This window comes from Elusimicrobiota bacterium, assembly GCA_016722575.1.
Lineage (GTDB): Bacteria > Elusimicrobiota > Elusimicrobia > FEN-1173 > FEN-1173 > JADKIY01.
Genome location: JADKIY010000001.1, coordinates 460,413 through 474,049, shown reverse-complemented (window position 1 = coordinate 474,049; position 13,637 = coordinate 460,413). Strand labels below are relative to the sequence as shown.

Below are 13,637 nucleotides of genomic sequence, written 5' to 3'. Positions count from 1 at the left end.
GTCAGTTTTTCTTAAGCCCCAACACGTCCCGCATGTCGTAGAGGCCGGCGGGTTGCCGGGCGACCCACTTGGCCGCCACCAGGGCTCCCGCCGCGAAAGCGTTTCGGGACGTGACCCGGTGGGCCAGTTCGATCCGCTCGCCGTTCCCGATGAAAAACACCGTGTGGTCCCCCACCACGTCGCCGCCCCGCAGGGCGTGGACGCCGATCTCGTGGGGCGTCCGTTCGCCCACCAGGCCGGATCGGCCGAAAACGAACTCTCCCGCCGCGCGGCCTTTTTTCACGCTCTCGGCCAGGCGCTTGGCCGTGCCGGAGGGAGCGTCTTTCTTTTTGTTGTGGTGGATTTCAAAAATTTCCGCGTCGTAGCCGGGGAGCGCCCGGGCCAGGGTCTCCACCATGTCAAAAAGCACGTTGGCCGAGAGGCTCATGTTGGGCGAGAGCACCACGGGAATGTTTTTGACCGTCCGGGCGAGCTCCTCCCGCTTGGCGCCGTCGATGCCGGTGGTGCCGATCACCAAGGGCTTGCCCGCCGCGGCGATGGCCGCCGCGTGGCCCAGGGCCGCCGGGGGCGAGGTGAAATCAATGAACACCTGGGCTTTGCCCAGCACGTCCTGCAGGCGGTCGGTCACGGTGACCCCGTGAAAGGATTTTCCGAGGTTCGGGCTGTCGTGGGCCTCCAGCAGGCCGCCGATGGAAAGGCCCGCGTCCTCCGCGGCCAGGGCCGCGATGGCCTGGCCCATGCGCCCGCCGGCGCCCAAAATTCCGATGGACAATGTTTTCATGAATCCCTCCTTCAGCAGGCGGCGTGTTGCCGTCGGGGGCCGATCAACCCGTAAGCCCGAAGGGCGGCCTCGACTTTTTCGGCGTTGGCCTTTTCCATGGCCACGAGCGGCAGGCGCATCTCCGCCGAGCAAAGTTCCAGCCACCCCATGGCCGTTTTGACCGGGATGGGGTTGGTCTCGGTGAACATGGCCCGGGCCAGGGGATACATTTTAAGGTGCAGACGGCGGGCTTCGGCGGCGTCGCCCTTTTTCCAGGCGGCGCAGAGGGCGGCGACGTCCTTGGGAACCAAATTGGCCAAGACCGAAATGACGCCCCGGGCGCCCACGGCCATCAGGGGGAGCGTCAGGGAATCGTCGCCGGAAAGCACCGAAAAGGTTTCGGGAAGGGCTTCGATGATTTCGGTCGTTTGATCCACGCTGCCCGAAGCTTCCTTCACCCCGACGATGTTTTTCTCGGACCGGGCCAATTCGATGATCGCGGGCGGCAGCATGTTGACGCCGGTGCGGCTTGGCACGTTGTAAAGCACCAGGGGCAGGTCCACGGCCCGCGCGATGGCGCGGAAGTGCTCCACCAGCCCCCGCTGGGTGGGCCGGTTGTAATAGGGCGTGATCAGCAAGGCGCCGTCGGCCCCGGCCTCTTGGGCGTGCCGGGTGAGCTCGATGGCTTCCCGGGTGGAGTTGGACCCGGTGCCCGCGATCACCTTCACGCGCTTCCGCGCGAAGGAAATTACTTTTTCCACGACTTCGTTGTGTTCCTTGTGGGAGAGGGTCGCCGATTCCCCGGTCGTGCCGCAGGGGACGATGGCGGCCGTGCCGCCGGCGATTTGAAATTCGACCAGTTCGGCCAACTTCTTGTCGTCGACGAGACCGTCCTTGAACGGGGTCACCAACGCAACGCAGGATCCTTCGAACATTTAATTGCTCCTGGGGGGGGGGGTTCTTGTATTTCTCTCCCACCCCCCCCAACCCCCCCCCCCCCCCCCAGGGCAGAGGTTCCCCCCCCCCCCCCCCCCCAACAAAAGGAGGGAGGGCGGGGGCGGCGGGGGGGCTTGGAACCCCCCCCCCCCCCCCCCCCCCCCCCCGCCCCCCCTGTTTCTTTTTTTTTCTCTTTTCGCTTTTGGGGTTTCGGGGTATCAACATTTTTTTTTTCTGGGGGCCCCCGGTGCCCCTTTTACCTTCGCCCCCCCCGGTCGCCCGCCTCCCCCGTGCCCCCCCCGCCTGCTTGTTTCTTTTGGCGGACAAAAATAGAATTAATATTCGTTAATCCCCTCCCCCCCCCCTGGGCCCCTCCTCCCTTCTCCCCCTCCCCTGGGTGGCTTTTTTCCCTCTCCCAACCCCCCCCCCCCCCCCCCCCCCCCCCCCCAAAAAGAAAACCCCCCCCAAAAATTTTTTTTTCTTCTCCCCCAACCACCACCCCCCACCACACATTTAAAATTAGACGGCCAAGACGCCGTCGTAAACAAAAGCCGCGGGGCCCGACAAAAAGACGTGGTTGTCGGCCGCCCACTCGATGCCCAAATCGCCGCCGGGGAGGGACAGACGGACTTTCCGATGGAGGCGGCCCGTGAGAACCCCCGCCACGGCCACTCCGCAGGCGCCCGTGCCGCAGGCCAGCGTCGCTCCCCGCGCCCCGTTCCCACACCCGAACCCGGGCGTGGCCGGGGTCCGTGACCTGCACGAACTCCACGTTGGTCCGCCGGGGAAAAAATTTATTGTTTTCGATGGCCGGCCCCCAGGTTTCCAAGGGGATTTTGTCCACGTCCGGCACGAAGAAAACCGCGTGGGGGTTTCCCATGGACACCGCCGTCAAGCGGAGCGTCGTTTTCGTCCCCGGAATGGCGAAGGGCCGCTCCAGCACCCGCCCGGCGGCGCGGGTCGGGATTTTCGCCGCGTCCAAAATAGGTTCGCCCATGTCCACGCGCACCCGCCCGTCCAAAAGGCGGGGCCGTTTGACGCCGGCCAGGGTGTCCACGGTAAATTCTTTTTTGGCCGTGTGCCCCCGCTCGTGCGCGTAACGCGCCAGGCAGCGGATGCCGTTGCCGCACATTTCCACCTGGGAGCCGTCGGCGTTAAAAATACGCATGGCGAAGTCGGCCTTCTTGGATTTTTCCAAAACCAAAACCTGATCGGCCCCCACGCCGAACCGGCGGTCGCAGAGACGGCGCGCCAGGGCCTCCGTCACGCGGATCGGTCGGCGCAGGGCGTCCAGGAGGACGAAGTCGTTCCCCGTGCCGTGCATCTTGGTGAAAGATATTTTTTTCATAATCCCTCGAAATTCCCAGGGGTTCCACCCCTGGACCGGGTTCCTTCTCTTTTGCTTGTCCAAAAGAGAAGGAACCAAGAGAAAACGACACCCCCGCTGGCCTGCGCGCGCTTTTTTGATGGGCGGCCCTTAACTCAGGCCCCTCAAAATCCCATCGGGGCCTTCAAACAAGGCGGGCCGCGCCGCGGCCATCAAAAAAACGTGCTCGAACCGCCAAGGGGGCCCCAAACAATGCAAACAAAAGCGACTTCAAGCCCGGGGGATCTTTTCCCCTCGGACCAAGTCCCTCAGCGTTTCCCGTTCCCGGACCACCCACCATTTTTTGCCGGACACCAACACCTCGGCGGCCCGGGGGCGGGTGTTGTATTGGGAGCTCATGGAGAATCCGTAGGCCCCCGCGGCCATGACCGCCCAGAGGTCCCCGGTTTTCGGCCGGGGCAGGTGGCGGGCCTTGGCCAGATAATCCCCGGATTCGCAGATGGGCCCCACCACGTCGGCCACGTAATCCCGGGCCGCGGATTTGCGCACGGGCCAAATGGGATGGTGCGCGTCGTAGAGCGCGGGCCGGGCCAGGTCGTTCATGGCGGCGTCCACAATCACGAAATTTTTGTGCCCGGGTTCCTTGCGGTACAGCACCCGGGTCAGCAGGCACCCCGATTCGGCCACCAGAAAGCGGCCGGGCTCGAAAAAGAGCCGGAGGTTCCGGCCCGCGAGTTTCGGCAGGAGAAGCGCCGCCAAATCCGCCGGATCCGGCGACCGCTCGTTTTTGTAGACCACGCCCAGGCCGCCGCCGATGTCCAACACGTGGAAAAAAATTCCCGCTTTTTCCAGGCGGTCCACCAGGACCAGGAGCTTGTCCAAGGTTTCGCCGTAGGGTCGAACGTCCAGCAATTGGGAGCCGATGTGGGCCTGAATTCCCGTGACCCGGAGCCAGGGCGACCGGGCGGCCTTGTGATACAGCGCCTCCGCGTCCGCCGCCGAGACGCCGAATTTATTTTCAGCCTTCCCGGTCGTGATGTGGTGATGGGTGTCCACAACCACGTTGGGGTTGACCCGAATGGACACCGGGGCCGCCTTCCGCGTTCGCTTGGCCACCCGCTCCAGGGCGTCCATCTCCTCGGCGGATTCGATGTTGAACATGAGAATCCCGGCTTTGAGGGCCGCGGCCATCTCGTCCTCGGTTTTCCCCACGCCGGAAAAAACGATGCGCGCGGCGGGCACGCCGGCCTTGAGCGCCCGGAACAGTTCCCCCCCGGAGACGATGTCCGCGCCCGCGCCCAGTCGGGCCAGGTGGCTCAAGACGCCCAGGTTGCTGTTGGCCTTCATGGCGTAGCAAATCGTGTGGGGAAAGGCCGCGAAAGCCCGGTCGAATCGTTCGAATTGCGACTGAATCTTGGCGGCGGAATAGACGTACAACGGGGTGCCCAGACGCGCCGCCAAATCCTTGGCTTTGACGCCCTCGACCCAGAGGTCCGAACCCCGGTAACAAAACGTGTCGTAAGCGTTGAAGGTCATTTCTTCTCTCCCGGCGTCGACCCGTAGGTCAGAGCCGTGATCAATCGATCGCGCAACGAAATCCAGGGGCTGTCTTCCGCCAGCGTCAATCCCCGGAGGCGCGCCAGGGCCCGGCTTCCGCGCCCCCGTTCCCAATCCACAACGCTCAACAGCAACACCGCCGGGGCGCACCCCGGGTCTTTCGCCAGGGTCTGGCCCAGCCAATCTTCGGCCCCCGAGGCGTCGCCCCGGCGCCAGGCCACCGCTCCGCGCTCAAAAAGCAAATCGGAAGTCGCCACGCCCAAATCGGCGGCGCGTCGAAAGGCCGCCTGGGCCAACTCCAACTCCCCGGTGCGGGCCCACAATCGGCCCACCGCGACCGCCTCGGGCCCCGATGGATGCTCGGCCAAAAGGCCCTCACGGCGGCGGGCCGCGCCCTCCAAATCCCCCTGGGATTCCTCGATTTGGGCCAACAACATTCGAGCCCCGGCGTCCCGGGAATCCCGCCGCAAAGCGTCGTCGGCGTAGCGCCGGGCCTCCACCAGTCGCCCGGCGTTGAAATGCAATTGGCCCAAGGCCAGGACCACGTCGGTCCGAGAGCGGTCGGCCTTGAGGGCCCTCTCGTAGAGTTCCAGGGCCCGCTCTTTCAATTCCACCGTGTTGTACACCCGCGCCAGATCCACCAACCGGTCCACGTTCTTCGGATCCCGGTCGTAGGCGTCCTGATACGCCGTCAACGCCTTCTGAAAATTCCCTTCGGCTTCAAAAGCGCGCCCCACCCAGGGTCGCCAGCGGCGGTTCTCCCCGCTCGTGGCCCCGCTCGCCAACAGGCGTTCCCAAAGTTCCCGGGCCGCCGCGGGCTGGGCCGCTTGAAACAATTCCACGGCCCGCCCGGCCATGTCCTCCCGTTCCTTGCGCGTCAAGTCCTCGGCCCGAAGGGCCGCGGCGCTGAGGGCCAACAAGAGCAAGACGAGGCGCTTCATTTCGCCGCCTCGGCCAAGGCGGGGCCCGCCAGCCAACGGTCAAAAAATTTCTCCACCATCCGCCGACGCAAATCCGGCCAGGCGGTTTCGGCGGCCCGCTGGCCGGCCTCGACGCATTCCCGGGAACGCCAAAGTTCCATGGCGCCCACTTCCGAGACGTCGGGTCGGATGACGAAATCCGCCAGCCCCAGCCGCTCCTCGCTGATCACCTGGCCCTGAATGTAAAGCGCCTGGGTCAGCGTGCCCAACACGTTGGTCACCGTGTGCCGGCTGAAATCCGCCGGGGTGTAAACGCAAATAAGGATATCAACCCCGAGCCGCTTGGCCACGTCCGTCGGCACGTTGTCCACGATGCCGCCGTCGACCAGCAAACGATGGCGGAAAGGAACGGGCTCGAAAATCCCGGGCATGGTCGCGCTGGCCCGGGCCGCCAGGGCCACGGAGCCCTCCCGCAGGACGATCTGCTCCCCGGTGCGGAGGTCGGCGGCCACGCAGGCGAACTCCGTTTTCAAATCCGCGAATTTTTTATCTCCGATGTGGGCGGTGAGGTACGCTTCCATTTTCCGGGTCGAGAGCAGCCGTTCGGTCACCAGAAGGCGAACCACCCCCGCGGCCGATAAATCCGTCAATTGCGACCAGCCCGATTCGGCGCTCAAATTTTCGATTTGCCCGGCGGGAAGGCCCGAGGCGTAGAGGGCGCCGACCAGGGCCCCAACGCTGGTTCCCACGATTAAATCCAGCGGCACCTTTTCCCGTTCCAACACCTTGAGGACGCCGATGTGGGCCAGGCCCCGGGCGCCCCCGCCCGACAACACCAATCCCACCCGGGGTCGGCGGTCCGCCGGCAGGGCCCGCAGTCGGGACCACAGCGTGTCCCAGAGAGCGGTGTCCGTGGGCGCCGCCGAAGCCTCCGCCAAAGCCGGGGCGGGCGTTGCCAAGGTCAGGCCGATCCACAAAGCGGCCGCGGAACGAAGAAATTTACGGGTCAAGGGGCAGGCCGACGGCGTTTTCCAACCGGGCCCGGGCGATCAATTGGCCGTGGACGGCGTCCCAGTAGGCTTGGGCGGAGGACAGGAGCTCCAACCGGGCCTGGCCTTTTTGAACGGGGTCCCGTCCCCCCGGAAGCCGCGCGTAAAGCTCCCGCAGCCGGTCCCAGTCGTCCCGGCGGGCGGCCGCCTCGTCCTGCCAGTAAATCAAATCGGCGTGGGCCGTTCGGACTTCCCGGGCGATCTTGTCCTCGATGGCGGCCCGTTCAATTCGGCTCTGGTTGGCGGCGATCCGCGTTTGCCGAATGCGGGCCCGGCTGGCGAAGCCGTCGAAGAGCGGGAGGCTGACGTTCAAGGTGGCGTTCCAGAAATTTTGATCCAAAGGGAAGGCCCGGTCGTTGACTTCGTAACCGGCCATCAGCGCCACCACGGGATAACGCTCGGCCTCCGTGAGGTTGACCGCTAGGCGATCCATTTCCCGCTGGTATTCGGTTCCGCGAATTTCCAATCGGGATTCCTGGGCCCGGGCCAGGAGCTTGGCCAGGTCCGGCCGGAGGGGCGTGGTGGACAAATCCCCCTGCAACGCCACCCGGGTGTAGAGTTCAAGCCCCAAGGTGCTCAAGAACGTCAAAGACGCGCGCTCTTCGTCCCGGCGGCGTTCGGCCTGGGCCCGACGGAGGCGGGCGCGCACGCCCTCCAGCACCGCCCGGGCGGCGCCGTCGGAAAGGGGCAAAGACGCCGAGAGCGCCTGAAGATCCCGCTGGGCTTCTTCGCTTAACGCCAATTGTTTTCGAGCCACGAGCTCCCCGTAAAAAGCCCCGGTAACGTCCACCGTCACCTGCCGGCGGATCTCTTCTTCGCGGATGCGGGCCTGCTCCAGGGCCGCCTGGGCCAGGCGGGTGTTGGCCAAGGTCCGGCCACCGTTGTAAAGAACCTGCCGGAGAGCGAGACGTCCGGAATAGTAATTGTCGGCCTCGCCGTTAAACGACGGCGGCAAAAGGGTCGAGCCGGAATCCCCGGCCAGCACCGCGTGGTCTTCGGTTCGATAGCGGGAGGCGTTGAGATTGACCGCCAAGGACGGCCAAATGAGGGACCGGGCTTCGGCGATGCGCTGGTTGGCGATCCGCACGCCTTCCCGAGCCGAAAGCAGCGCCTGATTGTTTTGCAGAGCCACCTGCACCGATTGCGCGATGGTGAAGGTCCGCTCCGCCGATTCCTCCGCGGAGGACCAAACGGGCCAAAGGACCAGGAGAGCCAGGGCGCCGCGCTTCACGACTTTTTCCTCAAGAGCGCGATTTGGCGGCGGACTTCCCCCGGCGCGGTGCCGCCCAGGGACCGCCGGGCGGCCACGGCGTCTTCCACGCTCAAGACGCTGGTCACCCAGTTTCCGAAGAGCGGGGAGAATTTTTTCCAGTCGTCGAGGGTCAAATCTTCCAGGGTCCGATTGGTTTTAAGGCAATCGGTCACCACCCGGCCGACCAGGGCGTGGGCTTCCCGGAAGGGGAGACCACGGCGGGCCAGGGCGTCGGCCACATCGGTGGCCAACAAAAATCCCAGGCGGCAGGCGGCCTTGGTGCGGTCCGGGTGCAACTTCAGGGTTTGGGCCATGGGGATCGACACATCAAGGCAGGCTTCCAAGGTGTCCACGGCGTCGAACACCGGCGGCTTGTCTTCCTGAAGGTCCCGGTTGTAAGCCAGGGGCGTGCCTTTGATGAGCGTCAACAGGGCCGTCAAACTTCCCAGCACCCGGCCGGTTTTCCCCCGGAGGAGTTCCGCCATGTCGGGGTTCCGCTTTTGCGGCATGATGGAGGACCCGGTGATGAAAGGGTCGGCCAGGGTCACAAAACCGAAGGACGGGTTGGACCAGACGATGAGTTCCTCCGCCCACCGGGACAGGTGCGTCATGACCAAGGCGCCGGCCGCCAGGAATTCCACGAGGAAGTCCCGGTCGCTCACGGCGTCGATGGAGTTTTCCATCACGCCGTCGAAATCCAGTTTTCGCGCCACCCAGGCCCGGTCGATGGGGAAGGTCGTCCCCGCGAGCGCCGCCGCGCCCAAGGGCAGGCGGTTGATCCGCCGGCGAACGTCGGCCAGGCGTTCCCGGTCCCGCCGAAACATCCAGGCGTAGGCCAAAAAGTGCTGGGCCGCGGAAATGGGCTGGCCGGGCTGGAGGTGGGTGTAGCCGGGCATGATGGTCTCGACGTTTTTTTCGGCCTGATCGACGAACGTCAATTCCAGGGTCCGAAGTCTTTCCCGCAAACCATCGACGCGTTCGCGCAAATACATCCGCAGGGCGGTCACGGTCTGGTCGTTCCGGGACCGGGCGGTGTGCATTTTCCCCGCCAGGGGGCCGATTTCCGCGTAGAGGCTTTTTTCGATGGAGAAATGAACGTCCTCGGTTTTCAACAACCGGCCCCCGGCGTTGACCCGGGCGAGCAGTTTTTTAAGCCCCGCGATGATTTTGGACGCCTCGCCCCGGGAAAGGATGCGCCGCCGCCCCAGCATCTCCACGTGAGCCATGGAGGCCACCAGGTCGTGGGGCGCCAGCCGGTGGTCGAAACCGAAGGAGGCGACAAAATCCGATGGGGACACGGGACGATTTTTCATTTTTCCCTTAAGAATTCAGGCCAACTCCGCCCGCGCGGGGCTTATTTCCGTCCGGCGCCGCGCTTCAGCAACGCCGCCACCTTGATGGGGAGGCCGAACAGATTGATGAAGCCCTCGGCGTCGCTTTGGTTGTAGATGTCCTCGGCTTCGAAGCTGGCCAATTTTTGCCAATACAGCGAATGGGGCGAGGTGCGCCCCTGGACGACGATGTTTCCCTTGTAGAGCTTCAGGCGAACCACGCCGGTGACGACTTTTTGGGTTTCGTTCACAAAGGCGTCCAGGGCCCGGCGGAAGGGCACGTGCCACTGGCCGTAGTAGACGAGTTCGGCGTAGCGGGGCCCGATCAATTCCTTGGCGTGGGCGGTCTCCCGGTCCAGCACCAGGGATTCCAATTCCCGGTGGGCAAAGTAAAGGAGCGTCGCCCCCGGCGCTTCGTAGACGCCCCGGGACTTCATGCCCACCAGCCGGTTCTCCACGATGTCGACCCGGCCGATGCCGTTTCGACCGGCGATTTTGTTCAAGGTTTGCACCAGGGCCACGGCGCCCAATCGTTTGCCGTTGACCGCCACGGGAATCCCTTTTTCAAAGGCAATGGAGACCGTTTCGGGACGGTTGGGCGCGTCCTCGGGGGCCACCGTCAGCTCGAACATGTCGTTCTTGTAGGGGTGGTTCGGGTCTTCCAGGACGCCGCCTTCGTAGGAGATGTGCCACAGGTTGGCGTCCGAGGAGTAGGGCTTCTTTTTGGTGACGGTCACGGGGATCTTGTGCCGCTCCGCGTAGGCGATTTCGTCTTCCCGGCCCTTCATGTCCCATTCCCGCCAGGGGGCGATGATGCCCAGCTCCGGCGCGACGGCCTTGAAGGTCAGCTCAAAGCGGACTTGATCGTTGCCTTTGCCCGTGGCGCCGTGGCTCACGGCGTCGGCCTTTTCCCGCCGGGCGATCTCCGCCACTTTTTCGGCGATGATGGGGCGCGCGATGGAGGTGCCGAGCAGGTAGCGCCCTTCGTAAAGGGCCTGGGCTTTGAGCGTCGGCCAAATGAAATTCTCGACGAATTCCTTTCGCGCGTCCACCACGTAGGCCTTGGAAGCTCCGGTGGCCAGGGCCCGGGCTTTGAGTTTCGGGTAATTTTCGGCCTGGCCCACGTCCACGCAACAGGCGATGACGTCGCAATGGTAGTGCTCCCGCACCCATTTGAGCATGACGGAGGTGTCCAACCCTCCGGAATAGGCCACAACGACTTTCTTGTATTTACGCATGAAGTTCTCCGGTCTCTAAAAAATAAAAAAAGGAACTCCCCCCACCGGACCGGTGGGTTCGAAATTGGTTGATTTCAATAGGTGATTTTACTTTTTAAAGGTCCAAATCGTCAATAATTGCGCAGGGAAATGAGGGCTTTCGTCCTCACCATTCGCTGATCCAATTCCCCTTGGTGTCGGTATGGAGGCACTGCAAGATAATTGTGGCCCGCGGACGGCACAACATCCAACTTCCGTTCCCCCAGCCGGGGTCGGTGGAAATCAGGTTACAGCCGGAACTGTTTTGCACAAAAAGCATATTGGTCATGGGAAATTGATGGTTTGGAAGGATGGGACGGGGTACGGTGTCCAAATAACGTTCGAGATAAAAATCCCCGGGGCTGGAGGAGGCCGGCAGGAAACCTTCGTTGTCGACGTAATAAAGGGAAATCGCGCTGCGCATGGTTCCCAATTGTCCCTTGATGGCGGCTTCCTTGGATTTGACCACCAAATTTGCAAATCGGGGGAGTGCGATGGCCGCCAGGAGGCCGATGATGGCGACCACCAGCATGAGTTCGATGAGCGTAAACCCCGGGACACTCCAACGATTTCGACGCATGGATCCTCCCCCCTAAGGATAGTCGGCTTCCGAAGGCATTTCAACGGAGGCCGGGAACCCCCGACCCGGGCGTGGAAGAAATTAAAGGGGCTTTTGGGAAACGGCGTGAGCCAGGACGGTCCGGAGGATTTTGAGGCCCCGGCGGGCGTCGGCGTCGGTCAAAATCAGCGGCGGCAAGAGGCGAAGGACTTTGTCGGCGGTGCCGTTGATCAACAGGCCGGCTTCCCGGCAGGCAACGACAAGATCGGCCACGGGACGATCCAGCTCAATGCCGATCATGAGACCCGCCCCGCGCACATCCTGAATGGCGGAAAGGTCTTTTTTCCAACTGGAAATTTCCTTTTGAAAGAGCGCCCCGAGCTTCCGGGCGTGGGCCAACCGGGCGGGCGACAATTCCTTCATGACGGCCAACGCGGCCCGGCAGGGCACCGCGCCCCCGCCGAAGGTGGTGGCGTGGTCTCCCGGGTGAAGGAGATCGGCGACCTCGGGCCGGGCGATGACCCCCCCGATGGGGAGGCCGTTGGCCAGGCCCTTGGCCATGGAGAGGGCGTCGGGACGGGCGTCGGCCGGAACCACCGCCGGGTTTTGGAAGGCGAAAAGGGTCCCCGTCCGGCCCAGGCCGGTTTGAACCTCGTCAAAAAGCAGAAGCCACTTCTTCTCCCGGCAAAGGGCCGCCAGGGCCGAATAAAAGGCGGGCGGAACCCTGCGCACGCCGCCTTCGCCTTGAATGGGTTCCACCAGCACCGCGCAGGTTTTGGGGGTGGCTTTTCGTCGAACATCCTCCAGGTCCCCGTACCGGGCGACGACGAAACCGGGCAACAGAGGCCCAAAACCTTCCTGATATTTCTTCTGAGGCGTGGCCGACAGGGCGCCCAACGTCCGGCCATGGAAGGCGCTTTCGAAAACAATAATTTCGAACCGGGGCCCTTCGGGGCCCGGGTTCACGGTGCCGAACCGGCGGGCGAGCTTGATCAAAAGTTCGTTGGCCTCGGCGCCCGAGTTCGAGAAGAACACCTTGGACGGGAACGTCCGTTCGACCAGGGCTTTGCCCAGGGCTTGCTGGGGTTGCGTCGAATAAATGTTCGAGGTGTGCACCAGTTTTTTGACCTGGTCCGCCACGGCCCGGGCCACCGCCGGGTGGGCGTGGCCCAGGTTGCACACCGCAAGACCGGAAAAGAAATCCAGATATTTTTTGCCCCGGTCGTCGGTCAGCCAGGCGCCCCGGCCTTTAACGAAGGTGACCGGCTGGCGCCGATAGGTGTTGAAGAGATAGGGCGATTCAACGAAACCGGTCATGGGAGGAGCCGCGTGCCGGCCCAGGCGGAAAGGCCCGTCCGGCCGTCGATGATGTTGATTTCCTTGACGCCCTTTTTGAGCGCCCGGGCACAGGAGCGGATTTTGGGGATCATGCCGCCGGTCACCACGCCGTCGGCGATGAGCCGCTCGACGTCCTTGGCGCGAATTTCGGGGAGGGTCTTTTTTTGACCGTCCAGAACGCCCGCCACGTCGGTCAAATAGACGAGGCGCCGGGCCTTGAGGGCGACGGCCAGGGCGGCCGCGGCTTCGTCGGCGTTGACGTTCAAAGCGCCCCCGTCGGGCCCTTGGGCCACGGAGGACAGCACCGGCAAAAATTTGGCTTTGAGGAGCGCCGTGAGCAAAGCGGGCCGGGCCTTGGCGGGCTCGCCCACGCGTCCCAGCTGCGGCACCGGGGTCGCGGTCAAAAGACCCGCGTCCCGCCCGGACAAACCGACGGCAGCGACCCCCAAGGCGTTTAATTCCCCGACTAGATTTTTATTGACCTGCCCCGACAGCACGCCTTCCACCACGGCCATGGCCGCGTCGTCGGTCACGCGCCGCCCGTTGACCCAGGTGGATTTGATGCCCATTTTGTCCAGGGCCGCGTTGATTTCCGGCCCCCCGCCATGCACGAGGACGACGGATTCTTTTTTGGAGAATTTGGCGACGTCCTTTAAAAACGCGCCTCGGGCGGCCGCGTCCGAAAGCAGGCTGCCGCCGAATTTGATGACGGACGGGGTCGTGGTCACGCGGGGATCCTCCGAAAGAAAGTCAGAACGCTGTCGCCGTAGCGGTTTTCGCGAAATATTTCCCATCCCGCCGGAAGGCCCGTCAGGGGTTCCTTTTTGTGGTGCTGGCCGATGACCCAGGCGTCGGGGGTCGCGGCCTTGACCTCGTCCAGGGCCCGCAGGGCCGGGACGGTGAGGGCCAGGGGGCGCAACCGGTCGTCCTTGTAGGGGGGTCCCAAAAACACCAGATCGAAGGGCCCCTCCGAGGCGAGAATCGACAGCCGGGTCGCGTCGGAGTGAATCACCTTCGCCCGGCCCGACAAACCCAGGGCGGCCAAATTGGTTTCGACCATTCGGCAGGAATGCCGGTTGGCGTCCACGAACACGGCCCGGGCCGCGCCGTTGGAAAGGGCTTCGATGCCCACCGTGCCCGTTCCGGCGAACAGGTCCAAAAAGCGGGACCCCGCCAGGCGCGGACGAAGAATGTCAAAGAGGGATTTTCGAATGCGGGCGAGGATGGGCCGGACATCGGGGCCCGTGGGAAGGGCCTTGATTCGGCGCCCCCGGGCCTGGCCCGATTGGACGCGAATGGACATGCTAGCGGCGGAAGACGCCGTGCTTCGGAGTCGGGGAAAACATGAAATT

At 64.1% G+C, this 13,637-nt stretch carries 12 protein-coding genes and 1 pseudogene; all 13 read right to left on the bottom strand.

Going from position 1 to position 13,637, the window contains the following annotated elements:
• Position 1 precedes the first annotated feature (1 nt).
• Positions 2-781 carry a 4-hydroxy-tetrahydrodipicolinate reductase gene (locus tag IPP68_02150; GenBank protein ID MBL0349162.1) on the bottom strand — a complete coding sequence of 260 codons (780 nt, stop codon included), beginning with the start codon at positions 779-781 and terminating at the stop codon, positions 2-4.
• An 11-nt stretch (positions 782-792) separates the two neighbouring features.
• Positions 793-1,695 (bottom strand): 4-hydroxy-tetrahydrodipicolinate synthase, encoded by a 903-nt coding sequence (locus tag IPP68_02145; GenBank protein MBL0349161.1) that lies wholly within the window; start codon positions 1,693-1,695, stop codon positions 793-795.
• Positions 1,696-2,215: 520 nt separating this feature from the next.
• Positions 2,216-3,044, bottom strand: a pseudogene (locus IPP68_02140) (diaminopimelate epimerase).
• A gap of 249 nt (positions 3,045-3,293) precedes the next feature.
• Entirely contained in the window at positions 3,294-4,559 is a 1,266-nt protein-coding gene (lysA, locus tag IPP68_02135; GenBank protein ID MBL0349160.1) for a diaminopimelate decarboxylase, read from the bottom strand.
• Complete coding sequence (locus IPP68_02130) at positions 4,556-5,521, bottom strand: tetratricopeptide repeat protein (protein ID MBL0349159.1); 966 nt, start codon at positions 5,519-5,521, stop codon at positions 4,556-4,558. The genes lysA and IPP68_02130 overlap by 4 nt, the downstream gene beginning before the upstream one ends.
• A complete protein-coding gene (locus tag IPP68_02125; GenBank protein ID MBL0349158.1) occupies positions 5,518-6,510 on the bottom strand; it encodes a patatin-like phospholipase family protein in 993 nt (330 codons plus the stop codon). The genes IPP68_02130 and IPP68_02125 overlap by 4 nt, the downstream gene beginning before the upstream one ends.
• On the bottom strand, positions 6,500-7,780 hold the full coding sequence (locus IPP68_02120; protein ID MBL0349157.1) for a TolC family protein: 1,281 nt from the start codon (positions 7,778-7,780) through the stop codon (positions 6,500-6,502). The genes IPP68_02125 and IPP68_02120 overlap by 11 nt, the downstream gene beginning before the upstream one ends.
• Complete coding sequence (argH, locus tag IPP68_02115) at positions 7,777-9,114, bottom strand: argininosuccinate lyase (protein ID MBL0349156.1); 1,338 nt, start codon at positions 9,112-9,114, stop codon at positions 7,777-7,779. The genes IPP68_02120 and argH overlap by 4 nt, the downstream gene beginning before the upstream one ends.
• 41 nt (positions 9,115-9,155) lie before the next feature.
• Positions 9,156-10,370 (bottom strand): argininosuccinate synthase, encoded by a 1,215-nt coding sequence (locus tag IPP68_02110; GenBank protein ID MBL0349155.1) that lies wholly within the window; start codon positions 10,368-10,370, stop codon positions 9,156-9,158.
• A gap of 145 nt (positions 10,371-10,515) precedes the next feature.
• The gene (locus tag IPP68_02105) at positions 10,516-10,968 is read right to left on the bottom strand and encodes a type II secretion system protein (protein MBL0349154.1); all 453 of its coding nucleotides are present in this window, start codon (positions 10,966-10,968) and stop codon (positions 10,516-10,518) included.
• 81 nt (positions 10,969-11,049) lie between these two features.
• Positions 11,050-12,264, bottom strand: coding sequence for an aspartate aminotransferase family protein (locus tag IPP68_02100; GenBank protein MBL0349153.1), 1,215 nt, complete (start codon positions 12,262-12,264; stop codon positions 11,050-11,052).
• On the bottom strand, positions 12,261-13,013 hold the full coding sequence (gene argB, locus IPP68_02095; GenBank protein ID MBL0349152.1) for an acetylglutamate kinase: 753 nt from the start codon (positions 13,011-13,013) through the stop codon (positions 12,261-12,263). The genes IPP68_02100 and argB overlap by 4 nt, the downstream gene beginning before the upstream one ends.
• A complete protein-coding gene (rsmD, locus tag IPP68_02090; GenBank protein MBL0349151.1) occupies positions 13,010-13,588 on the bottom strand; it encodes a 16S rRNA (guanine(966)-N(2))-methyltransferase RsmD in 579 nt (192 codons plus the stop codon). Before rsmD ends, argB begins: the two co-directional genes overlap by 4 nt.
• Positions 13,589-13,637: the final 49 nt, after the last annotated feature.

Bases quoted from the DNA above. Each gene is read 5' to 3' on its own strand.
- IPP68_02150 (MBL0349162.1), bottom strand. From the start codon at position 781: ATGAAAACATTGTCCATCGGAATTTTGGGCGCCGGCGGGCGCATGGGC.
- IPP68_02100 (MBL0349153.1), bottom strand. From the start codon at position 12,264: ATGACCGGTTTCGTTGAATCGCCCTATCTCTTCAACACCTATCGGCGC.
- IPP68_02130 (MBL0349159.1), bottom strand. From the start codon at position 5,521: ATGAAGCGCCTCGTCTTGCTCTTGTTGGCCCTCAGCGCCGCGGCCCTT.
- IPP68_02145 (MBL0349161.1), bottom strand. From the start codon at position 1,695: ATGTTCGAAGGATCCTGCGTTGCGTTGGTGACCCCGTTCAAGGACGGT.
- rsmD (MBL0349151.1), bottom strand. From the start codon at position 13,588: ATGTCCATTCGCGTCCAATCGGGCCAGGCCCGGGGGCGCCGAATCAAG.
- argH (MBL0349156.1), bottom strand. From the start codon at position 9,114: ATGAAAAATCGTCCCGTGTCCCCATCGGATTTTGTCGCCTCCTTCGGT.
- IPP68_02105 (MBL0349154.1), bottom strand. From the start codon at position 10,968: ATGCGTCGAAATCGTTGGAGTGTCCCGGGGTTTACGCTCATCGAACTC.
- IPP68_02110 (MBL0349155.1), bottom strand. From the start codon at position 10,370: ATGCGTAAATACAAGAAAGTCGTTGTGGCCTATTCCGGAGGGTTGGAC.
- lysA (MBL0349160.1), bottom strand. From the start codon at position 4,559: ATGACCTTCAACGCTTACGACACGTTTTGTTACCGGGGTTCGGACCTC.